Origin of the sequence: Barnesiella intestinihominis YIT 11860 (assembly GCF_000296465.1) — a bacterium.
GTDB lineage: Bacteria > Bacteroidota > Bacteroidia > Bacteroidales > Barnesiellaceae > Barnesiella > Barnesiella intestinihominis.
This window is the reverse complement of record NZ_JH815203.1, coordinates 48517-72508: the sequence shown is the minus strand read 5'-3', so window position 1 is coordinate 72508 and position 23992 is coordinate 48517. Positions and strand designations below refer to the sequence as shown.

Annotated in this window: 12 protein-coding genes; 5 read left to right on the top strand and 7 right to left on the bottom strand. The window is 46.6% G+C overall.

What is annotated here, in order from left to right:
- The 5 genes from HMPREF9448_RS00255 to HMPREF9448_RS00235 all read left to right on the top strand — a co-directional run bounded on the left by HMPREF9448_RS00255 (position 1) and on the right by HMPREF9448_RS00235 (position 9754).
- On the top strand, positions 1–3144 hold the full coding sequence (locus HMPREF9448_RS00255; protein WP_008860687.1) for an efflux RND transporter permease subunit: 3144 nt from the start codon (positions 1–3) through the stop codon (positions 3142–3144).
- 17 nt (positions 3145–3161) lie between these two features.
- Complete coding sequence (locus HMPREF9448_RS00250; protein WP_008860686.1) at positions 3162–4523, top strand: TolC family protein; 1362 nt, start codon at positions 3162–3164, stop codon at positions 4521–4523.
- 361 nt (positions 4524–4884) lie between these two features.
- A complete protein-coding gene (locus tag HMPREF9448_RS00245) occupies positions 4885–6471 on the top strand; it encodes a sulfatase family protein (RefSeq protein WP_008860685.1) in 1587 nt (528 codons plus the stop codon).
- Positions 6472–6527: 56 nt separating this feature from the next.
- A complete protein-coding gene (locus tag HMPREF9448_RS00240) occupies positions 6528–8930 on the top strand; it encodes a glycosyl hydrolase family 95 catalytic domain-containing protein (RefSeq protein WP_157260312.1) in 2403 nt (800 codons plus the stop codon).
- A 311-nt stretch (positions 8931–9241) separates the two neighbouring features.
- Entirely contained in the window at positions 9242–9754 is a 513-nt protein-coding gene (locus HMPREF9448_RS00235; protein ID WP_008860682.1) for a hypothetical protein, read from the top strand.
- A gap of 350 nt (positions 9755–10104) precedes the next feature.
- Here HMPREF9448_RS00235 and bglX read toward each other — a convergent pair whose 3' ends face one another.
- The 7 genes from bglX to HMPREF9448_RS00200 are packed head-to-tail and all read right to left on the bottom strand — an operon-like array spanning position 10105 to position 23935.
- On the bottom strand, positions 10105–12333 hold the full coding sequence (bglX, locus tag HMPREF9448_RS00230; protein ID WP_008860680.1) for a beta-glucosidase BglX: 2229 nt from the start codon (positions 12331–12333) through the stop codon (positions 10105–10107).
- Positions 12334–12355: 22 nt separating this feature from the next.
- A complete protein-coding gene (locus HMPREF9448_RS14310; protein WP_008860679.1) occupies positions 12356–14134 on the bottom strand; it encodes a DUF5040 domain-containing protein in 1779 nt (592 codons plus the stop codon).
- A 27-nt stretch (positions 14135–14161) separates the two neighbouring features.
- Complete coding sequence (locus HMPREF9448_RS00220) at positions 14162–16378, bottom strand: glycoside hydrolase family 3 C-terminal domain-containing protein (protein WP_008860678.1); 2217 nt, start codon at positions 16376–16378, stop codon at positions 14162–14164.
- A 42-nt stretch (positions 16379–16420) separates the two neighbouring features.
- Complete coding sequence (locus tag HMPREF9448_RS00215; protein ID WP_040295797.1) at positions 16421–17818, bottom strand: FAD-dependent oxidoreductase; 1398 nt, start codon at positions 17816–17818, stop codon at positions 16421–16423.
- Positions 17819–17844: 26 nt separating this feature from the next.
- The gene (locus HMPREF9448_RS00210) at positions 17845–18978 is read right to left on the bottom strand and encodes a glycoside hydrolase family 26 protein (protein ID WP_008860676.1); all 1134 of its coding nucleotides are present in this window, start codon (positions 18976–18978) and stop codon (positions 17845–17847) included.
- Between the two features lie 47 nt (positions 18979–19025).
- The gene (locus tag HMPREF9448_RS00205) at positions 19026–20702 is read right to left on the bottom strand and encodes a RagB/SusD family nutrient uptake outer membrane protein (protein ID WP_008860675.1); all 1677 of its coding nucleotides are present in this window, start codon (positions 20700–20702) and stop codon (positions 19026–19028) included.
- A 44-nt stretch (positions 20703–20746) separates the two neighbouring features.
- Complete coding sequence (locus tag HMPREF9448_RS00200; protein ID WP_008860674.1) at positions 20747–23935, bottom strand: SusC/RagA family TonB-linked outer membrane protein; 3189 nt, start codon at positions 23933–23935, stop codon at positions 20747–20749.
- Between the last annotated feature and the right edge of the window lie 57 nt (positions 23936–23992).

Sequence of the window (23992 nt, the reverse complement as noted above, 5' to 3'; positions counted from 1 at the left end):
ATGAAAATAAAAGTATTTATAGATCGCCCCATATTGGCGGGCGTTATATCCGTCGTGATACTCATTATTGGATTGATAGGTCTTTCCCAGTTGCCCATAGAACAATTCCCGGAGATAGCTCCTCCTACGGTTAGTGTTTCGGCCAGTTACACGGGGGCTAATGCCGAAACTGTGCAAAAGAGTGTGGTCGTACCTTTGGAAGAAGCTCTCAACGGAGTGGAGAATATGATGTACATGGTTTCATCATCTACGAATACTGGCTCTGCGAGAATTACAATCTATTTTCGTCAGGGTACAGATCCCGATATGGCGATGGTCAATGTACAAAATCGTATAGCTAGTGCCCAGGGGCTTTTGCCTGCCGAGGTTACGCGGAGTGGAATTACGGTTCGTAAACGACAGACGAGCAATATTAAAGCATTGGCTCTTTATAGTCCAGATAATTCATTCGATGAAAGTTTCTTGAACAACTATTTGAAAATAAATATTGAGCCCCGTCTTTCTCGTATAGCTGGCGTCGGCGAGGTGAATGTGATGGGAGCCGATTATTCATTGCGTATTTGGCTCGATCCGGGTAAGATGGCAAAATACGGGTTGGTTCCGACAGATATAACGACGGTTCTCGATGAACAAAATTTGGAGGCTCCTACCGGTACTTTGGGTGCGGAGTCGGAAAATACGTTTCAATATGTATTGAAATACCGAGGGCGTTATGAAGATGAGAAAGATTATGAAAATTTGGTAATCAAGTCTCTTGCCAGTGGAGAAGTGTTAAGATTGAAAGATGTTGCTCGGATAGAGCTGGGTTCCCGTACTTACACTTATATTGGAGAGGTGAATGGACATCCCGGCTCTAACTGCATGATTGCGCAAACTTCCGGTTCGAATGCGAATGAGATTATCGAGGAGGTAGACAAAGTCGTAGCCGAAATTTCAAAATCTTTGCCTAAGGGTATGGAGTTGGTAGATTTGATGAGTTCCAAAGACTTTCTCGATGCTTCTATCAAGAACGTGATAAAAACATTGGTCGAAGCTATCCTTTTGGTGATATTTGTTGTGTATGTATTTTTGCAAAGTATGCGTTCGACGCTCATACCTTCTATTTCTATCATTGTCTCTCTGATAGGTACGTTTGCTTTCCTTTATGCGGCTGGTTTTAGTCTGAACATGTTGACTTTGTTCGCACTGGTGTTGGTAATCGGGACGGTGGTCGACGATGCGATAGTTGTGGTCGAGGCTGTACAGGCTAAATTCGATGAGGGATATAAATCTTCCTATTTGGCAACCGTCGATGCAATGGGTGGTATAACGTCTGCATTGATTACGACCACTTTTGTTTTCATGGCAGTGTTTATACCTGTTTGTTTCATTGGTGGTACGACCGGAACGTTTTATACGCAGTTCGGTCTCACTATGGCAGTGGCGGTAGCGATTTCGATGGTCAATGCGTTGACTTTAAGTCCGGCATTGTGCGCTTTGATTATGACCCCTCACGTGATTGGGAAAGGAGGCAAAATGAGTTTTTCTTCTCGTTTCCATATGGCATTTGATACGGCATTTCATCGTATCGTGATGAAATATAAAACAGGCGTGTTTTTTATGTTTAAACATAAATGGTTGGCTGGTGTATTGTTGGTAATTGCTGGCGCCGGATTGTTTATTTTGATGAAAACGACGAAAACCGGACTTGTGCCGCAGGAGGATATGGGAACTATTTTTGTAGATGTACGTACTTCTCCCGGAACGAATTTGGAGCAAACTAAGGTTGTAATGGACGAAATCGACAGGCGTATCAAGGATATTCCTCAGGTTCGTATATTCTCTAAGGTGACAGGTAATGGTATGATTAGCGGTCAAGGGGCATCGAACGGTATGTTTATCATTCGTTTGAAACCCTGGGACGAACGGACGGGTGATGAAGATGAAATAAATGCCGTTATCAATGAAATATATAAACGTACAGACGATATATCTTCGGCACAGATTATGGCTTTTGCACAACCGATGATTCCCGGCTATGGCGTGAGCAGTGGATTTGAAATTTATGTACAGGATCAAAAGGGAGGTACGATTGAGGATTTGTTGAAATATACGCGTCAGATGATCGACGCTTTGAATGCCAGACCCGAAATTGCGCGTGCCACGACTTCGTTCGATACCAAGTTCCCTCAATATTTGGTCGAGGTAGATGCTGCCCGATGCAAACGTAACGGAGTATCGCCGTCGGAAGTGCTGAATGTTTTGTCGGGATATATAGGAGGAAACTATGCATCGAATATGAACCGTTTTTCGAAATTATATCGAGTGATGGTGCAGGCTTCACCGGAATTTCGGTTAGATACGGAAGCATTAAATAATATGTTTGTCCGTAATTCAGATGGTGAAATGTCCCCGGTTAGTCAATATTTGACACTGACTCGTGTGTATGGGGCTGAAACGCTGTCTCGTTTTAATCTTTTTTCGGCTATTAGTGTTAACGGCACACCTGCGGCAGGGTACAGCTCGGGACAAGCTATTCAGGCAGTTCGAGAGGTCGCGGAAGAGACACTTCCCGAAGGCTACGGATTCGAGTTCGGAGGAATGTCTAGGGAAGAGGCATCGTCGGGTAGTACCACTACGTTGGTATTTGTGATATGTGTTGTATTTATCTATTTGATTTTGTGTGCTTTATATGAAAGTCTTTTCATTCCCATCGCGGTAATTCTTTCCGTTCCTTTTGGTTTGGCCGGAAGTTTCTTGTTTGCTAAAATGTTTGGCTTGGAAAATAACATCTACTTGCAAACCGGACTAATCATGTTGATAGGATTGTTGGCGAAAACGGCGATTTTGTTGACAGAATATGCTTCGGAACGTCGTCGGCATGGTATGACAATTACCCAAGCGGCAATCTCGGCAGCTCAGGTTCGGTTACGTCCGATCCTTATGACTTCGCTTACCATGATATTCGGTATGTTACCTATGATGTTTTCGTCGGGTGTAGGAGCTAACGGGAATATTTCTATCGGTGTAGGAACTGTCGGTGGTATGTTAATCGGTACGATAGCTTTATTGTTTATTGTTCCTGTGTTGTTTATCGTATTCCAGACTTTACAAGAAAGATTAATGCCGGAACGTAAGTTACCCAAAATTGAAGAAAATAAATAAACTTGTGAATCATTGATATGAAAAGGATAATTATAGGTTTGTTATTATTGACCGGATTGAGCGGTTGCCACATATATAGGACGTATGAACGTCCTGAATTATCGGGAGTCGATAGTCTGTATCGAGTTCCGGCAATGACAGAAGATACGATGTCGCTTGCTGATTTTTCGTGGAAAGAACTTTTTACCGATACGGTTTTACAACAGCTTATCGAAAAAGGAATAGCAAATAATACCGATTTGAATATAGCTCGGTTGAAAGTGCGTGAAGCAGAAGCTTTGTTGACCTCTTCTAAGTTGGCGTATTTGCCTTCCGTTTCTCTTACTCCGCAGGGAACAATCAAGAGTATAGAAGGAAATAGTCCGACTAAGACGTATAATTTGGCTGCATCGGCCGATTGGGAATTAGATATATTCGGACGTCTCACTAATGCCAAACGAGAGGCAAAGGCTGTGTTAGAGCAAAGTCAAGCATATAAGCAAGCCGTCCAGACTCAGTTGATCGCTACGATCGCAAATAGTTATTATACACTGTTGATGTTGGATAAGCAACTCGATATTAGTAGACGAACGGCCGAGATATGGGCAGAGAATTTACGCGTTATGAAGGCTTTAAAGAAAGCGGGGCAAACTACTGAAATGGCTGTTGCTCAAATCGAAGCAAGTAAATTGTCGGTCGATGCTTCTTTATTATCATTAGAACAGCAAATTACCGAGGTGGAAAATTCTTTATCGTCTTTATTGGGAGTAGTTCCTCAGAGGATAGATCGTTCGACATTGGATATGCAGTCTTTTCCCGATACTTTATCGGTAGGAGTACCTTTGCAGTTGTTGCAGAGGCGTCCAGACGTACGCCAAAGCGAAGCTGCATTAGCCGAAGCTTTTTATACGACAAATCGGGCTTATTCGGCTTTTTATCCTGCCATTACGCTAAGTGGTTCGGCGGGGTGGACGAATGCAGCCGGAGCTATTATTTCTAATCCGGGGGAATGGTTGTTTTCTGCGGTGGGGGCATTGGTACAACCGCTTTTCAACAGAGGACAGAATATAGCTAATTTGAAAGTTGCAAAAGCTCGACAAGAGGAGGCTTTACTCACTTTCCGCCAGACACTCCTTAATGCTGGAACAGAAGTAAATGATGCTTTGTTACAATGGCAAGTTGCACGCCGACGATTGGATTTGGATCGACAGCAAATTATCTCGCTTCAATCGGCAGTCAGGAGTTCCGAACTACTGATGCGTCATAGTTCACAGAACTATTTAGAAGTACTTACCGCACGCCAGACTCTTTTGGATGCCGAGTTATCGGCCGTATCCGATCGTTTTGAAGAGATACAGGGAGTTATTAATCTTTATCATGCGTTAGGCGGAGGATATTAGGTAAGAAATAATTTTATTATAATAAATGACTCACCCTAAAAGTTCAAACTTTTAGGGTGTTGTTTTTTGTGATTAGTATAGAAATCAAGGTCATAAATAAATCGAAATGGTTAAATAACTTTCGTTTACTTTCGATTTATATCTTTTTGAGAAAAAATATTATCTTTGGCAAAATTATATATAAGTCAAATATAACAGTAAACTCTATATAGAGTTCGTTTTGTATTTGTCGCAAAGAAAGTACCAATGAAAGCAGAAACAAAATGTTGGATTATGGAGAGTTGTTTCGGTATTTTCACGGAAATAAGAAATAGTTGTTTAATATAATAAATACAAGACCTTCTAATATTTAAATGATTCTATGAAAACATTATTCCAATCTTTTTCTCCCTATTTAACGGGAGTAGCAGCGACTACTGTTGTTTTTTCTTTTTCGTCATGTAAGAAAGAAAATAAAGTTCCTCCTCGTTATAATATTGTTTATATTATGACAGATGACCATACCGGACAAATGATGAGTTGTTATGATACTCGCTATATCGAAACTCCTAACTTGGATAGAATTGCTCGGGACGGAGTTCGGTTCACGAATAGTTTTGTAGCGAATTCATTAAGTGGGCCGAGTAGGGCGTGTATGCTTACGGGTAAACACAGTCATGCGAATGGGTTCACCGATAATACGACTTGTGTATTCGATGGTTCGCAGCAGACGCTGCCTAAACTTTTGCAGACTGCGGGTTACCAAACCGCTATCGTGGGGAAATGGCATTTAGAGAGTATGCCTACGGGATTCGACTATTGGGAAATTCTTCCCGGTCAGGGCGATTACTATAATCCCGATTTTATAACGATGAATAATGATACGGTTCGAGAAAAGGGTTACTTAACTAATATTATTACCGACAAAAGTATAGATTGGTTGGAGAAAGGTCGTGATAAGGAGCAGCCCTTTTGTTTGTTTATTCATCATAAAGCTATTCACCGCGACTGGCTACCTGAATTGAAATATCTCACGTTATATGAAGATAAAGAGTTTTCAATGCCCGATAATTTTTATGATGATTACGAGGGTCGGCGGCCGGCTGCTGCGCAAACGATGAGTATTGCAAAAGACATGGATATTATTTATGATACGAAAATGTATCGTGAGGGAATGAAGTCACGTTTGAAGAAAGCCTATGGACGTAAGATAAAACGGCTTACTCCCGAAGATCGGGTAGCCTATGATGCGGTATATGATTCTATAACTGATGTATTTTTTCGGGAGAATCCACAGGGGAAGGAGCTGGTTGAGTGGAAATATCAACGGTTTATGCGTGATTATGCAAAAGTCGTGAAGTCGTTGGACGATAATGTTGGACGAGTGTTAGACTATTTGGAAAAGGCTGGGTTATTGGATAATACGTTGGTTGTCTATACTTCCGATCAAGGATTTTATATGGGGGAACATGGCTGGTTTGATAAACGGTTTATGTATGAAGAGTCTATGCGAACACCGCTTGTTATGCGTTTGCCGAAAGGTTTTCAAAAGCGAGGCGATATTACCGAATTGGTGCAGAATATAGATTATGCCCCGACATTCCTCGAATTGGCCGGTGTGGAGATTCCCGATGATATACAAGGTATTTCATTGATGCCGTTATTGAGGGGCGAGCATCCGCAAGACTGGCGATCTTCTCTTTATTATCATTTTTATGAATATCCGGCAGAACACATGGTAAAACGTCACTATGGCGTTCGTACAGAACGTTATAAATTGATACATTTCTATGACGATATCGATCAATGGGAACTATACGATTTGCAAACTGATCCCACGGAAATGAACAATCTTTTCGATAAGCCGGGATATGAAAGTATAATCGAGAAATTGAAACAGGAATTGGTCGGACTTCAAACTTTATACGGAGATTCGATAGAGTACCGATTACGGGATAAAAAATTATAGGATAAAAATTAGGGAGAGAAATTTAGAAATAAGTTATTCAATATAAAGTTATGGTGATGAAGAAAGTTTTTTGGATTATTTTGTGTATGTTTTTTATCCCCCTAGTTACTTTTGCCGGGAATATGAAATTGCATTATGATCGTCCGGCAGAGTATTTCGAAGAGGCTCTCGTTATAGGGAATGGGACGATGGGAGCGACTTTATATGGCGGTGTAAAAAAAGATAAGATTTCATTTAACGATATAACACTTTGGACAGGAGAACCCGAAAGTGAAAATTCTTCTCCCGATGCTTTTAATGTTATTCCCGAAATCAGAGCTTTACTGGATAATGAGGATTATGAAGGAGCAGATAAGGCTCAATACAAGGTACAAGGACATTACAGCGAAAATTATCAACCACTTGGAACATTGACGATAGAATATCTTGATGATACAGCAGGTATTTCTGATTACCACCGATGGCTCGATATTGGTAATGCTACGGCACGAACGCAATACTTGAAGGACGGAAAACTTTTTACGAGCGATTATTTTGCATCGGCTCCCGATTCGGTGATTGTCATTCGTTTGAAATCTGAAAATAAGGAAGGAATTCATGCGTTGCTTTCATTCGATTCTCCGTTACCCCATAGCTCGCAGGTGGCCGATAATGAAATATCTGTTGAAGGTTATGCGGCTTATCATTCGTTCCCGGTTTATTATAAGGCGGAAGATAAGCATCGCTATGATCCGGAAAGAGGCATTCACTTTAAGACTCTTGTGAGGGTTTTGAGTGTCGATGGGAGTGTAAAGAATCGATACTCGGATAGTCGTATCGAGATTGACGGGAGCACAGAAGTGCTCATTTTGATAGCGAATGTTACGAGTTTTAATGGTTTTGACAAGGATCCGGTTAAAGAGGGGCGTAATTATCGCAGTCATGTAGAAAAACGTATGAAGTGTGCCATCGGTAAAACTTATGATGCTTTGCGAGAGGCACATATTAGAGACTATAAATATTATTTCGACCGTGTAAAACTCGATTTAGGAAATACAGATGATGATATTGCGGCATTGCCGACAGACAAACAGTTACTTTTTTATACCGATTGTAAGCAACAAAATCCAGATTTAGAGGAACTTTATTTTCAATTTGGACGCTATTTGCTCATATCTAGCTCTCGTACTCCGGGAGTCCCGGCCAATTTGCAGGGCCTGTGGAACGAAAGTGTGCTTCCGCCTTGGAGCAGTAACTATACAGTCAATATTAATCTCGAAGAAAATTATTGGGCTTCCGGTACGACTAATCTGATAGAGATGCAATATCCGCTGATAGAGTTTATTGCTAATCTCAGTAAGACAGGAAGAAAAACCGCAAAGGATTATTATGGAGTAGAGCGAGGTTGGTGCTTGGGGCATAATTCAGATGTTTGGGCGATGACGTGTCCTGTTGGTCTTAATGAGGGGGACCCTTCATGGGCTTGTTGGACGATGGGGGGTACATGGTTGTCTACTCACATTTGGGAGCATTATCTTTTTACATTGGACAAGGGATTTTTGTGTAAATTTTATCCTGTGTTAAAGGGGGCAGCAGAGTTTTGCATGGATTGGTTAGTCGAGAAAGATGGAAAACTTGTGACCTCTCCCGGAACCTCTCCCGAAAATAAGTACATTACGCCTGATGGGTATGTGGGGGCTACTTCCTATGGAAATACTTCCGATTTGGCGATGATACGCGAATGCCTTATTGATGCCGCCGAAGCCTCGAAGGTGCTCGGGGTGGATAAGTCTTTCAGGAAAAGAATTAAAAAGACTCTTTCACGGTTGTATCCGTATCAAATTGGGACGGACGGTAATTTGCAAGAATGGTATTACGACTGGCAAGATCAAGACCCATATCATCGGCATCAATCTCATCTTTTCGGGTTGTATCCGGGGCATCATTTGTCGGTTGAGGAAACTCCTGAATTGGCGGCAGCTTGTGCCCGTACACTCCAAATTAAAGGCGATGATACGACCGGTTGGAGTACCGGGTGGCGTGTAAACCTTTTGGCTCGGTTACGAGACGGAGAAAAAGCCTATCATATGTATCGTAGGCTTCTTCGGTATGTCAGTCCCGATAACTATAAAGGAGAAGATGCGCGGCGTGGGGGTGGAACTTACCCGAATTTGTTGGATGCTCATTCGCCTTTTCAAATAGATGGTAACTTTGGAGGGTGTTCGGGTGTTATAGAAATGCTCATGCAATCTTCAACCAATAAGATCGTTCTTCTTCCGGCATTGCCAGAGTCTTGGGCCGATGGTAGAGTACAAGGTATTTGTGCTCGTGGCGGGTTTGTCGTCGATATGGAATGGAAAAATAGAGAAGTTGTGTCATTAATTGTCTCTTCCCTTAAAGGAGGACGAACTGAGATTTGCTTCAATGGAGTTTCGAAAAAAGTCGTATTTAAAGCCGGTGAGAAGAAAAGATTGTTGTAGTTGAAAAGTAGTATGCATTATTCTATTTTTAGTTAAATAGTTGTCTTCCTTTTTATCTTAACATCTGTTTCAACTTTATGAATTAACACTGCGAAATCCTTCTTTTTATCTAAATTTGAAAACTTAAAAGGTTATAAAGACTATTGATTCTGAAAAATATCGTTTAGTTATCAATCGGGTAAGCGTTATTTCCCTTTTTGTGCTAAAAAACATATTAAAATGTTTGGTTATAAAGAACAAAACACCTAAATGAAAATGATTGGTATGTTGATTATTATTAGTATTTTTGTGAAAAGTTAATACCATTGATTATGAAAAAATTAATATTATTATTTATCCTTACTTTATTCGGAATGAGTCGTGTAGTTGCTCAAGACAATAATCCATCTCAAACTTCCGACTTAAAAGCTTATGTAGATAGCCTTTCTACAAAGTTAAATACATTGCAACATGATTATGATTACCTGTATTGTCGTCATGAAATTAATCAGCTACAGTCTGAACTTAACGATTTACAGCATGATGTAAATATTAGGTCAAATGCTATTCTTATCAGTTGCTATCATGGGGGATATGATTCTGGTTTATACTCTGCTTATAGAAGTTCTTACAACGCACTGGTTGACTTATATGACTCTGTTAAGGAAAGGATTGAAGTTGGTCAAAGGGCAGTAAGATTAAAGATTCTTTCTTCTAATTTTACCCAAAATGAAATAGACGTTTTGATGAAAGGTTGTGGAACTCTTGATCGTTGTTTATCAACACTGCAATCTTCATTAGATTATTGTGAGTTTGTTTTAGGCATGTATAGAGATTTGAAATAATTTTCGTCTTTTAATAGCATGAAAAGTTAGAGTATCTTTGTGGTACTCTAATTTTTTTGTACTATGAAAATAGTTATCAACGGCAAAACTGCTATTCTAAGGAAAGGAACATCGTTTAAGTTCGTTTCTGAAAATTACTCCGTAATGCTACGGAGTATTTCAGTTTTCATTATCGTAGATATTTTAAACCTCCTCCCCTGTGTTTCCTGCAAGAAAATATAGGGAGGGTGGCGTAGCCGGAGGGGCTGTGGAATACAGAAGTTAAAAACTATTACTCTTTAAAAAAACATAGAGTGTCTCATGGGGAGAGGCACTCTGTGTTTTGAATATTCTAATTTTAAATAATGAGGTTATTCCTTCACGGTGAAAGAGCCTTTAAGTCCTTCGGTACTGTTCGGGGCAACCCAGATGTCAAACTGTCCGGCTTCTACCTTCTTGATTAAATCTTTACCGTAGAAGGCCAGTTCCGAGATGGGCAATTTGAACGATACGGTTTGAGCTTCGCCGGCTTTCAAGGCAAGGCGTTGGAAACCTTTTAACTCCTTGACAGGTCGAGTGATAGATCCTACCAAATCGCGAACATAAAGTTGCACGACTTCGGTACCGTCGATGTCGCTCGTGTTTTTGATCGTAGCGGTGACTGTGAGCGTATCGTTGGCGTTCACCTCGTTGCTCGACAGGTTAAGATCGGAGTATTCGAATGTGCTATACGAGAGACCGTATCCGAATGCGAACAACGGGTCTTTCCCCGAATCCAAGTAGAACGATGTGTTGCCGAGCGATGTTTGCGGGGCTTCCAGCGGAATGTCGTTTATCGGGGTAATCCAATCCTGTGCCGGACGGCCGGTATTGTTGTGATTGTAATACATGGGGATTTGTCCCACTTCGCGTACGAAGGTCACCGGTAGTTTTCCACTGGGGTTGGCCTTTCCGTAGAGCAAGTCCATGATAGCCAATCCGCCCATCGTACCCGGGTGGAAGTTATAGAGAACCGCGTCGGCATAGGGCAGGTCGCGCTCGATCGTGAGCGGCCGGCCGGCCATAACGACCATAACGACCGGTTTGCCGGTGCTTTTTATGGCTTTGAGCAGGTCCGATTGTTTGCCTATCAAGTTGATGTCGCTCAACGAGTGAGCCTCTCCCGACAGGATAGCCTCTTCGCCGACAAAGACAACAACCACATCGGCTTGGCGGGCGATGCTTTTTGCTCTTTCGAAATTACGGGTGCTCTCGTCTCTCGAATGACCCAGCCCGGCCTCGTAGTAGTATTTTATGTGTTTGTATTCGTCGCTTTGCAAGGCTTTCAACGGAGTTACGGTGTGGTTTTTGTCGCCGTCGAACGACCATGTGCCCAGTTGGTCGTAGGGTGCGTGAGCCATAGGGCCGATAATGGCTACGGTCTTATTCTCTTTCAACGGAAGCACACCGTTGTTCTTCAATAAGATAGCCGATTCGGTAGCGGCTTGCCGAGCCGTTTGCAAATGTTCGTCGGAGTAGATTGTCGAAGTTTCCACTTCGTCGACATAGGGATTTTCAAATAATCCCAGCCGATATTTAATGCGCAGGATATTGCGAACCGCATTGTCGATGACGTCTATGGAAACTTTGTTCTCGGCGATTAGTTCGGGCAAGTAGTCGACGTAGGTCTGGCTCACCATTTCCATGTCGAGACCGGCATTGGCCGAGAGGCGGGCCACATCTTTTCGGTCGGCGGCAAATCCGTGGTTAATCATTTCGACCATGGAGCACCAGTCCGAAACGACAAAACCGTCGAATCCCCATTCATCGCGCAATACCGTGCGCAGGAGGAAATCGTTGCCCGAGGCGGGAACCCCGTCGTTGTCGTTGAACGAGGTCATTAGCGTGGCGGCTCCGGCTTCGACCGTTTTTTGGAACGGAGGCAGATAGACGTTGCGCAATAGGCGCTCGGGGATATTGGTCGAGTTGTAATCCTGTCCGCCTTCCGAGGCGCCGTAGCCGACAAAGTGCTTCACACATGCGGCGATGGCGTCGTTGTCAGAGAGGTTGTCCCCTTGGAATCCACGCACCATGGCGACACCCAGTTCACTGGTCAGATAGGGGTCTTCGCCCAGACTCTCGGCAATACGTCCCCAGCGGGCGTCGCGAGAGATGTCGAGCATGGGAGCGAAGGTCCATGTAATACCTTGCTCGCGGGCTTCGGTAGCGGCCATGTGGGTGCCTTTCTCCACGAGTTGCGGGTCGAACGAGGCTGCCATGCCCAGCGGAATGGGCAGTACCGTTTTGTAGCCGTGGACAATATCCCGCCCGATGATGAGGGGGATACCCAGCCGTGACTCTTCGACGGCAGTTTTTTGTATTTCGTTGATTAGTTTCGGGTCTATGTTGAGCATCGAGCCCAACTCACCATTGCGCACTTGGGCTTTGATGGAGTCCAAGGATTTATCGAAATGGATTTGGTTCATTTGTCCGATTTTCTCTTCGAGCGTCATTTGGCTCAACAGATCTTCTATAAAACGATCTTCTTCGGTTTTTCCTGTTTGTGTACAGCTTGTAGCGAATAAAGCGGCCATGCAGATGACAAACAATCCTTTTTTCATTGTATAAGAGGAATTAAGTGGGTTATAAAACTATTTTGCAAGTATGATGTTGTGTCGCGTTGCGCAGTTGGAGCAGATAGACGCCCGAAGCGTTGGCGGGCAATTGTATCGTTTCGTCGTTTTCTATCGTTTTGGAGAACAGGGTTTGTCCGCATAACGAGTAGCACGAAACAAGGCAACTCCCGTCTATCCCCTTTATGACGAGTTCTTTTTCGACCGGTCGGGTATATACTTCGATATTTGATTTTGTCATTTCGGTATAGCCCGATGAGTTGTCCGATGATACGAGCAGTTGCGGTTTCCGTGTGTCGTCGGCCTCCGACGAATAGAAATAGAGCAGGCCGGTGGCGTCGGTATCGTTCATCTTCAACTGTAATGTGACGAGGGATTGTTGGGCTTCGATTTGCTCTTTTACCCAGTCGGTCACGTTCCATTCCACATAACTGTCGAGCTCATTGCCCAAAACTTTCGTTTCGCCGATGGTGGTGAAATCGGTGGGTTTCGTGTCCCAAGTCATGGTGGTATATTGCTGGGTATTGCCCGCTATGCCTACCGGGTGAGTCTCTTTCCGCACCCAACTCGGGTAGATGCAGTCGTAATAGTAGGCACGCAATACGATGCGGTTGGCTTCGGGGTCGATTTTATCGATTGGGAACGATAGATATGCCTCGCGGGTATGGGTGTCGGAGTTTCCTTTTACCTCCAAATGGTCATCGTCTACATAAGCCGTTGTTTTGTTGGCTTGGTGCACATAGGTGTCGAAAGTAGGCGAGATCGCTTGTTTGCCGATAAAGATTTCGGCTTTCCCAGCAACCTCGCCGCTCTCGGTGGTGCGGTTGCTTATGGCCACGGGCAAGATAGAGGTTTGGGCTGTTACGGTAGGAACCGTTACGATGTACGGGTTTTCCATGATGCTGTCCAACTTTTTTTCCACCCCGTTGACCGAGTAGATGAGATTCCAAGGCGAAACCCCGGTGAAGCGGCAAATGAAAGAGGCGTTTTCGCCGCTTTCGACAACGCTGTTCTTTTCAGAAATTTCGACCAAGGCGGGCATGGGTTCAAACAATTTTTCCAGTTCTTCCATGCAAATGGCAGCCATTTTTTGTTGTATGTATTGCTCTTTTCCGCGCAGCGGGTGCCACCCGAATGTAATGTCGTATATCTTCTCGGTGTCGGCGGCATACTTGATACTCGGCTGCCGGCCGTCTTCGTCTACCACTTTGCGGGTGAAGCCTATATTATCGTCCCATTTGATGAGGGGCAGTTGCCAGCGTTCGGCCAATTCCCTGATGCTTTGGTTGTACGAGATGCGGGAATCGTGCCAGTGGGTACACAGGATAATCGTGGCGGGCTTGCCGTTCTCGGTTTGGTAATATTTCGAGTTGGGGTTGTTTTTCAAGTTGTAGCAGTCGGCTTTGTATCGCTTGATTACATAGTCATACGCCGTGTTGTATTGTTGAATGTCGGCGTGTGTGTAGTCTTCGTAATTCTCTTTGATGCCGGTTGTGCTGGCTACGTCTTGGTTGTGTACATGCATGATGATGAATGCGTCGTTGCGTTCGAGTTCTTCGTCGGTGTAAAACCTGTCGTAGAACATATCGGAGGCGGTGTGTTTAATGGCGTCGCCCGATACGGCTTTGTTCATGGCCTCGGCGTTGAAGGCGTCGCACACCAGTTCGAACCACCCGTTCTCGGGGACTGCAAACGAGGCCCCGGCAAGCAGGAAGTGGTATTGATATTCCTGTGCGTATGAAAACAGGGCAAAAAGGGATAAAATCCCCGCTAAGACAATACGTTTCATATTCATTTGTGTTTTTTGTAATAGCGACTAATTTTTCACTTGGATTTTTGCGGTGGCCTGTATCGCTTTCGACGATGAAGCGACGTGGAGCGAGTAACTGTCGTTCTCCAATTTCCAATCGGCTGTTTGCTCGTCATAGAAAGCGAACGACCGAACCGGTATTTCTATTTCCACTACTTGCTCTTCTCCGGCTTGCAGGAAAACTTTCTTAAATCCTTTGAGCTCTTTGACCGGGCGCAGCACACTGGGCTTTTTCTGGCTCATATATACCTGCACGGTTTCTGCTCCGGGCGTGTCGCCTGTATTTTTCAGGGTAAACGAAATCTTTACAGACTCGTCGGCACGGTATGTTTTTTTATCGGTTCGAGCCTTCCCATATTGGAATGTCGTGTATGAGAGCCCGTATCCGAAGGGGAACAGCGGATCTATTTTTTTTGTGTCGTGCCAGCGATAACCCACCAGAATATCATCTTTGTAATATTGCGTGCCATTTACACCCGGGTAGGACTCTGCCCCGAAATAGTGGGCGCTGTTGTCTTCCAGTTTTACCGGAATGGAGAACGGCAATTTTCCCGAAGGATTGGCTTCGCCGCAGATGATATTGGCGGTAGCCGTACCGGCTTGGGAACCCAAATACCACGATTGCATGAGCCCGTCGATTTGCGAGAGCCACGGCATGCTCACGGCATTGCCGCTAATCAGTATGACACCGGTATTGGGATTCACTTGAATAATTTTCTCGATCAACTCGTTTTGTCCGAAAGGCAGATCCATGCTCCGGCGGTCATCGCCTTCGCAATCTTGTTGAAAGTTTTTGTTGAGGCCTCCGAAGAACAGTACTACATCGGCTTCGCGAGCCACTTTCAAGGCTTCTTGCACGAGCGAGTCGGCGTCGAGTCCCGAGGGTAGTTCGTTACTGTAATTGGGCTCGCCCGAAGCATAGCCCAGCGTGAACAGAATATGCTCTTTGCCGTATTTTTCGATCATGCCCTCCAACGGCGAGATTTCTTTTTGTGGTTTCAATTCGGAGGACCCGCCACCGAGGCTCAACTGTTTGACCGCATTCTCGCCAATGACGGCGATTTTCTGGTAGCGGCCTTTCTCGATAGGGAAGAAATGGTTTTCGTTTTTCAGCAGCACAATACCCTCCTCGGCTATTTTACGGGCAATCTCGGCGTGTTCGGGGGTAAGTTTACACCCGTAGGGACGGTTTCGGTTCATACTGGTGCGGAAGGTTAGGCGCAATACCCGGCGCACTTTCTCGTCCAACAGCGATTCGGGTAGTTCTCCGCTCTCTATCTTTTTCAAGAACGGTTGAGCCAGATAATAATCGTCGTAGGCCGAACTCAACCCCCAAGTCAATCCGTTTGTCCAAGAGCCCATTTCGAGATCGAGCCCGTTGCGCGCCGCCTCATCGGTATCGTGAGCCGAGCCCCAGTCGGTCATCATAACCCCGTCGAAGCCCCAATCCTTTTTTAGGATTTGGTTGATGAGCAGGTCGTTGTGGCTGCAATACTGGCCGCGGAACTTGTTGTATGAACCCATCACTGTCCACACTCCACCTTCCTGTACACCTGCCTTGAATGCCGGCAGATAGATTTCATATAAAGCCCGGTCGCTTACCTCGACGTTGATTTTGTCTCGGTCTTTCTCTTGATTGTTCAAGGCAAAGTGTTTCAAGCAGGCGGCGACACCATTTTGTTGCATACCTTTTACATAGGGGGCAACCATGCGGGACGACAGATAGGGGTCTTCGCCCATATATTCAAAGTTGCGTCCGCTCAGCGGCGTGCGGTAGATGTTGACCCCCGGCCCGAGAATGACGTCTTTTTCCCGATAGCGGGCTTCTTGGCCTATGGCGTTGCCATATTTGAATGCCAATTCGGGATTGAACGTGGCCGCCAGACAGGTCAGTGCCGGATATGCTGTACAAGAATCGTTGGTCCAGTCGGCATGATCCCAGTTGTCCCATACAAATTCCATGCGCACGCCGTGGGGGCCGTCGCTCATCCACAATTCGGGGATACCCAGCCTCGGGCAGCCGGGTGAACTGAATTTGGATTGGGCATGTATGATGGCGATTTTTTCCTTTAAGGTCATGCGCGACAAGGCATCTTCGACACGAACCTCGATGGGTTGATTGTCGTCCAGATAGGGCGGCGTAGGTTCTTGTGCCATCACTTGCGCTGTCATGGCCAGCAGAACAGCCGAAAGAGTGTTGATTCTTAAAAATGAATGCTTCATAATGATTTTTAGTGAAAAATAGGTTTATCGACACAGACGATATTATTTGAAATATTGTCCTTCTTCCTGCAGCCGTTTGCGCAGGAAATCGACATCTATATTGTGAACATCGTTTTTGGACTGTTTGATAGCCAATGCTGCGGCCAGACCGGCGGCCTCGCCGGTGACCAGCGAAGGGGGCATGACACGCAAACTGCCCAAAGCCTCCTCGTCGGTCGAGATGCAGCGTCCCGCTGTCAGCAAGTTCTTTATGCCTTTGGGGGTAAGTATCCGGTAGGGGATACCGTGCGACTCGCCTCGTCCGTAATGCTTGGCTTCGTAGCCTTTGATGTGTATATCCACGAAGTAGCAATTCCGGCCAATCTCGTCGTCGAAGCTCTTGCGGTCCAACCAATCTTGAATCGTGAACACATAGTCGCCCTCGATGCGCCGGCTTTCGCGTATTCCCAGTAACGAAGCGGTCTTGACGATAAATGCGTTTCCATACACTTGCGGCTGATAATCTTTGAGCATGCGCAGGTATTCGGCGGCCACCTTTCGCCCTTTCACCATGGCGTCCGATATTTGCCACGGGTCGGTCGAGTTGGTCATGGCGATATGCCCTGCATTGAATTGCACCACACTCGGCCCGATGAGGTTGTTGCAGCTATGTTGGTCTATCAACGGGTATTTGCCCGATTTCAAAGCGTCGTGAATGGGGCTATCCTTGTTTTCCCAATAAAGGTTGGGATTTGTCGTGTAGCCGTATGAATCGACATTGGCCACCGAGAAACAGAGGGTGGAGAGCTGCACTTGGTCGCTGTTGTTGCCCATGAAATAGTTGGCTCCGGCCCATACCGAGAGGTCTCCGTCGCCGGTACAGTCGACGAATACTTTGGCTTTGAACGCCGTCAGCCCGTTTTTATTGGCGACGATAATGGCCTCGATGGTGTCGTCCGATGCCATTTCCACATCGGCCAAGCGGGAGAAAAACAATACCTTCGCACCCGATGAGCAGACCATATCGTCATAGACGGTCATGAGTTGCTCGGGGTTGATAGATACCCAGTCCAGTTTATCGGCCGGTTCATGGGGTACCCCTTTTTTAGCGGCGCGGAATACCTTCTCGGCCAATCCCCGGTAGATGATTTTTTCTCCGTCGGAGAAGGGGCACCAAGCGGGAATCATTCCGGTAGTACCCATGCCGCCCAGTTGGCCTGTCGCTTCGATGAGCAAGGTTTTGGCTCCTTCACGGGCGGCGGCGGTAGCTGCGGTACAGCCGGCGGGGCCGCCACCTACCACAATCACGTCCCATTGGCTGTCGATTGCGATTTTTTGGTTTTTGATCGAGAGGGTAGGCTGTTTCTCCCCAGCCTGTAAAAACGAGGGTACAGAAGTGGCCGCTAAGAGCATGCCGCTTTTTTTAATGAAATTTCGTCTGTTTATATTCGTGGGTTTCATAGTCCTTTTGTGTGTTATCGTGAGTGTTATTTTTTGATGTCGTCGCAAGTAAGAATGTCGGGATAAGAGACAAAGCGAATGAAATCTTCACTGGCCGGATGTCCCGGAACCGGTATGAAATAGTGCTTCTCTTGGTTCCATGCGTTTTTTTCAAACAGCACGAACGACAGTTTGTATTGTGAAATGACAGGATAGAGATACTTCGAAAAGAAATCGGATATCTTTATCCCTTCCAGCCCGGTCGAAGTGACGGCGGCTATTTTTTTATTTTTCGCTGCAAATTGAGTAACGAAAGCGATGCCCTCGTTGAGTTCTTGTATAAATTCGCGTCCGCTGCAACCGTCGCCTTGTAATAGGAGCGAATTGATGCCGATGATATCCACAAAATCGTTACCGGGGTAGTATGCCGGCAATATGTCGGCCGGGTCATTGCTGTAAACCGAGTAGGCGTATAATAGGTTGTGCACGTCTTTCTCGTTTTGTAAGTAGTTGACGGTCAGTTTCCAAAGATTCTTGAAGTCACTGGCCGAGCATTGAGTGGTGCTCCACCATAGAGCGGTGTCGGAGTCGTGGCCGTGGAATGGCTGGAATATCACCGGAATCGGTTCTCCCGCCTCGTCTTTCAGGTTGCCCAGAAACTGGGCAACCTTGTCCAACGAAGCAAGAAATTTCTTTTGAACCGAATCATTTTCGATAACCTGTTTGACCGCATTTTGTGTACTGCAATCATTGGCGGTTTTCCCTGTGACGGGGTTGCTCGCATGCCAAGTGAATACCGATATACCGTCCCATTGTTCCACCTTGTGCACATAGTTTGCGAGGGTCGTAAATGGAATCGAGTCGCAGTTGGCCAAATTCCCTTTTTCTATGTCGCCGATGTCCCAGCCGAATACGGCCGGATAATCGCCGCACACCGATTTTACATCGGAGCGCCCCTCGTCCAAGAACCAGTTGTTGCCATAGGCCAAAGCGTCTTGATGCCCGAGCATGATACCTCGTTCTAAGTTCTCTTGCAGTTTGAGGTATAGCTCCACGGTTTCGGCCGAGGCTTTCTTGTCGGATAAGGCAAGGGCGTTTTCGTCTATTTTGTGGCTCGAAGCGCACGAAATAGAGAGTGTCACGGTCAGGACAAATAGAAACTTGGTTGCGTAATTTCCCATTTTCTTTTAGGTTCGGTATGACGACAATATGCGGTTGACAGGAGTTATCAATTCAGATAGATGTCTCCGCCTTCCCAGCCGGCGTTTTGAGTCAGCACGCCACCCGACAAGTCGATTTGAGTTTGCGGGATAGGCAGGAATCCGCCGGTCTCTTTACGGAATGTAATCGATTTTGTCTCGGCATTGGCTTGGCCACGGCGGTTGTAGGTTACGATACCGGTTTGGTTGATGGTAATCAGGTCCTCGTCGTGCCAGCGCAACAAGTCGTAGTAACGCACGCCCTCAAAGGCCAGCTCGAAACGGCGTTCGGCTTTGATGTTTTCGAGGGTGACAGGCACCGATGCCAGCCCTACACGGTTTCTTACCCGGTCGAGATATTGTTGGGCGTTGGGCGCTCCAAGCTCGGCAGCCATCAGCAATACATCGGAGAAACGTATAAGAATCAAGTCTTGAATGTTGTCGCGTTGGTAATCAGTACCGGTCATGCTGTACAATTCGTGGCTGAAATTATATACGTCGGTTTTCGTCTCGTCGGTCCACACGTTTATGGGAATGTATTTCTTTTGCCAATAGCAAGTGAGGTCCTGTTGGTTGCCTCCACCGAAATCGAAATCTGCGACCTCGTCGGTATTTCTTGCATCGAGAACCGAGGCGTCGCGGCGCAGGTCGTTGGGATCCCAGTCTTCATAGATTTTGGGATTGACCGTACCCATGCCCCAGCCTTGTCCGAAGGGGAATGTTTTGGTGTAGTTTTGGTTGCGGAAACCCGAGTAGAGGCATATTTGGTTGCTCTTTTGTTGAGGCGAGTTCCAGTCATTGGCCAAAGCCGAGTATTTAATGGAGAACACCGTCTCTTTGCTGCCGTCGCCCACCCATTCGAGGTTGTTGTCGGCCGTGTATTTGTAATCTTTCACATAGGAGTAGGCCCACAGGTTGCGGAAGTCCTCCACTAAGTCGTGGCCACTGTTTTCGATACAGTCGACAATCCAAGTGACTACTTGGTCTTTGGTCACTTGGCCGCCGTCGTTCAGGGGCAGAGCGTCGGTTCTGTAATATCCTGTGTAGAACAGGAATACACGAGCCATCAAGGCTTCGGCCGCCCACTTGGTTACCCGGCCGAGGTCTTTGGCGCGGTCTATGTCTTGGAATTTTACACTGGGCAACAACTCGATGGAGGTTTTCAAGTCCGTGGCGATTTGGGCATAGATCTCGGAAGCCGGCGATTTGGGTATGTTGACCGGCTCGGGATCGATCATCAAAGGCACTTCGCCAAACATGCGGACAAGGTCGAAGTAGAAATAAGCCCGCAAGAAATGAGCCTCGCCGAGGATTTTGTTTTTCGACTCCTCGCTGTTCCATTCCACATCGTCCAAGCTGGACAACAGGTAGTTGCTGCGATACACCCCGAAGTACATGGCGCGCCACGGGTTGTTGAATGTGTCGTCGCCGTCTTTCTTGAACTGGTCTATGGCTTTGCAGCTTTTGTCGTCGGTGCCACCGCCGCCCAAGCGGTCGTCCGACATCAGTTCGGAAACGAAGAAGAGGCTTCCGAGCGGCTCGGGACGACCCAGAATGGAATATACACCCGTCAGCAGTTGCGAGACATCGGCTTCGGTTTGCGGGAAGTTGCTCGAGTCTTTTTTGGTTTTGTTGCTCGAGTCGAGAAAATCTTCACAACTGGTGAGCAACATGGCACCGATTATAAAATACAATATCTTTTTCATATCGTTGATTCTTTTTGCAGATTAAACGTGTTTTGAAATTTGAATTAGAATTTGAGGTTGACACCAAACATATAGGTGCGGGCTCCGGGATAGTAACCGAGGTCGATACCCGAGGTCCAATCGTCGCCGCCTCCATAGCCGATTTCGGGGTCCATGCCCGAGTAGTTGGTGAAGGTGAAGAGATTTTGCACGCTTGCATACAGGCGCAGTTGCGAGATATATTTCGACTTGAACAAGCGGGTGAAATCATATCCCAGCGTGACATTGCTGATGCGGAAGTAGTCGCCGTCTTCGATATACAAATCCGATACATAGCCATAGTTGATGGCGCTTCCGTCGATTGCGGGCAACCGGTTGGAAGTACCCTCGCCATGCCAGCGGCCTAAGATTTCGGTCGTATAGTTGTCGAAGGTGGTATTGGTATTGTTGCGGTACGATTTGGCAATTTGGTTGCCGGCTACTCCGTAACCTGTAACCGCGAAGTCAAATCCTTTGTATCCCAACGTGATGGAGAGTCCGTAGGTTACATCGGGGTGCGGGTCGCCGATAAAGGTTTTATCGCCGTCATCGATAACGCCGTTGTTGTTCAAATCCTTGAAAATCACGTCGCCGGGTTGAGCGTCGGGCATGATTTTTTGAGTGGCTCCAGTCTCGGGATCGGTCCAGATGTATGCGTCTACCTGCTCTTGATTCTGGAAGATACCGTCGGTCTTGTAACCGTGGAAGAAGCCCAACGGTTGCCCTACTTCGGCGCGTGCCAGATAAGTGGTGTTGTGGGTCAATATGTTTGAAGTACCGTTGATGAATCCTTGGTCATTGTCGATGCTGAGTACTTCGTTGCGGTTGTACGACATGTTGCCTTTGATGCTGTAACTGAAATCGCCTACGTTGTCGGTCCAGTCCAAACTGATTTCGACACCGGTATTTCTGATGTCACCGCCGTTGATATAGGGAGCCGCTGTACCCCAAATACCCAATCCTGTGGGTTGAACGAGCCAGCCAAGTGTCAGTTTTTCATACCAGTCGAACGAGAATCCCAATCGGCTTTGGAAGAAGCGGGTATCCAATCCGATGTCGGTTTGGCGGGAAGTTTCCCACGTCAGGTCGGGATTGGCGATTCTGTCGGCATATGCACCGATGGCATATTGCGATTTGTCTTCGCCGAAGTAATAGATAGCGGCATTGGATGCGCCGCCGATGGCGATTGTTTCGAGATAGGCGAGACGGCTTATGTTGCAGTTACCGTTTTCACCCCAGCTGGCACGGATTTTCAATTGGTCCATGAAATTGACATTCTCTTTGAAGAAGTTCTCTTCGTGGATATTCCAACCGGCCGATACCGAGGGGAAGTAGCCCCAACGGTGTCCACGGGCAAAGTTGGACGAACCGTCGGCGCGCATGGTCACGCTGGCCATGTACTTGCCGGCATAGTCGTAATTGACACGGCCGAAGAACGAGACGAGACCACCGTCGTCCCACGGCGAGCCGGTCACTGTGGTTGTCCCGCTGGCTACGGTTTTCACATTGTTCAGATAGGCAAATTCAAAAGAGTTAAATTCCGAGCCTCTGTTCGAGCCTCCCAAGTTCTCGCCGAAGCCCCAGCGCTCGAGCGAGTTACCTACCAAAGCGGTGAACTTGTGGTCGCCCAGTTTGAAATCATACGATACCGTGTTGTCCCAACTCCATTGCAATCCGTTCCACGAGCTTTGAGTCACTTTGTCGAGATCTTCGAAGGTCACTGAGTTGAGGTAATGCACCGGAACATATTCCCGGCTGGTGCCGCCGTTGTAGGCATAGCCGAAGGTCGAGCGCCATTTCAAGTTTTTAATCGGCTCGAATATCAGGTAGAGGCTACCGCGAATCGAGTAGTTTTTGCTGTTCACGCGCGAACGCAGGTAATCCATTTGTGCAATCGGGTTGACCGACTGATAATCGAGGCCTTCGAGGGGTTTGTGATAATCTCCGGTTTCGTCGTCATAGACGGGGAGCAACGGGTTTCCGGCCAAGGCGCTACGCACGTCGTTCCAATAGAGGTTTCCGGTTCCCATACCCAGACCCGTGCTGCTTGTGTGACCGGCGGTCAAGGTTTCACCGAAGGTAAGTATGTTGCGGTCGCCGTTGCGGATAATGTTGTGTTCCGAGTTCAACCGCAGGGTGTAGCGTTCATACATCTGTTTTATCTCAGGCTCTTCCAAACCGATGACCGGCTCTTGCGAGGTGTAGGAGAAACCAAACGAGAAAGTAGAAATGTCACCGCCGCTGGTCACATTCACGGCGTGTCCCATTTGAGGGGCGTTCTCGAGAGTCATTTCTTTCAGCCAGTTGGTCCCTTTGAAAGTACCGTTGTCGACACCTTCCAGAATGCTTTCCGGGATACGGTCGGCGAAATATTGTCGGTCATAGCCGGCTTCGTTCAGGATTTCCAGATATTGCTCGGCGTTGAGCGGAGTGGCTGTTTTGGCCAAATTCTGGAACCCGATGTAGCCGTCGTATTGGATAGAGGCTTTTCCCTTTTTCCATTGTTTGGTCGTAATCAAGATTACACCGTTGGCGGCGCGGGCACCGTAGATAGCGGCCGAAGCGGCGTCTTTCAATACATCGACCGACTCGATGTCCGAGGGGTTCAGCATGCCGATGTCGCCGTTGGGTACACCGTCTATAATATAAAGAGGTGCCGAGTTGCCGATTGTTCCGAGACCACGAATCGTCACCTTGAATCCTTCGCCCGGTTTACCGCTTTGTTTGGTAATGTTCACACCGGGAGTCTGGCTTTGCAAGGCTCCGAGGGCATTCACCGTGTTCAGCTTGGCGATGTCGTCGCCTTTGACCTGCACGGTAGCGCCTGTGATCAATTTCTTCTGTTGTACACCGTAACCGATAGCCACAAACTCATCGAGCATGTTGACGGCTTCTTGCAGTTCGATGTCTAAAAACGTTTGGTCCTTTACATCTATCGACCGGGTCTCATATCCCAAGTAGGATACTTGCAGGGTTGCGTTGGGCGCTACTTTGATGGAGAAGCGGCCTTCGATGTCGGTAATGGTTCCATTGGTTGTTCCTTTTTCTGCGATGCTGGCTCCGATTAGCGGTTCTCCTGCCGAAGTGACAACACCCGAAATGGTTTTCGACTGGGCAAATACAGAACTGCTGCAAGCCACGAAAAGCAACAAGAAGACAAGAAAACGTTTCGTTTTGTTCCTTGTGTGTCTTTTGGTTAGAATCTCTTTTTCCATGATTAGATTGTGTGTAATAATTATTTTTGTTTTTGCACTGTTATTTTATTTTTCTTG

Bases quoted from the DNA above. Each gene is read 5' to 3' on its own strand.
- HMPREF9448_RS00255 (WP_008860687.1), top strand. From the start codon at position 1: ATGAAAATAAAAGTATTTATAGATCGCCCCATATTGGCGGGCGTTATA.
- HMPREF9448_RS00250 (WP_008860686.1), top strand. From the start codon at position 3,162: ATGAAAAGGATAATTATAGGTTTGTTATTATTGACCGGATTGAGCGGT.
- HMPREF9448_RS00245 (WP_008860685.1), top strand. From the start codon at position 4,885: ATGAAAACATTATTCCAATCTTTTTCTCCCTATTTAACGGGAGTAGCA.
- HMPREF9448_RS00240 (WP_157260312.1), top strand. From the start codon at position 6,528: ATGAAGAAAGTTTTTTGGATTATTTTGTGTATGTTTTTTATCCCCCTA.
- HMPREF9448_RS00235 (WP_008860682.1), top strand. From the start codon at position 9,242: ATGAAAAAATTAATATTATTATTTATCCTTACTTTATTCGGAATGAGT.
- bglX (WP_008860680.1), bottom strand. From the start codon at position 12,333: ATGAAAAAAGGATTGTTTGTCATCTGCATGGCCGCTTTATTCGCTACA.
- HMPREF9448_RS14310 (WP_008860679.1), bottom strand. From the start codon at position 14,134: ATGAAACGTATTGTCTTAGCGGGGATTTTATCCCTTTTTGCCCTGTTT.
- HMPREF9448_RS00220 (WP_008860678.1), bottom strand. From the start codon at position 16,378: ATGAAGCATTCATTTTTAAGAATCAACACTCTTTCGGCTGTTCTGCTG.
- HMPREF9448_RS00215 (WP_040295797.1), bottom strand. From the start codon at position 17,818: ATGAAACCCACGAATATAAACAGACGAAATTTCATTAAAAAAAGCGGC.
- HMPREF9448_RS00210 (WP_008860676.1), bottom strand. From the start codon at position 18,978: ATGGGAAATTACGCAACCAAGTTTCTATTTGTCCTGACCGTGACACTC.
- HMPREF9448_RS00205 (WP_008860675.1), bottom strand. From the start codon at position 20,702: ATGAAAAAGATATTGTATTTTATAATCGGTGCCATGTTGCTCACCAGT.
- HMPREF9448_RS00200 (WP_008860674.1), bottom strand. From the start codon at position 23,935: ATGGAAAAAGAGATTCTAACCAAAAGACACACAAGGAACAAAACGAAA.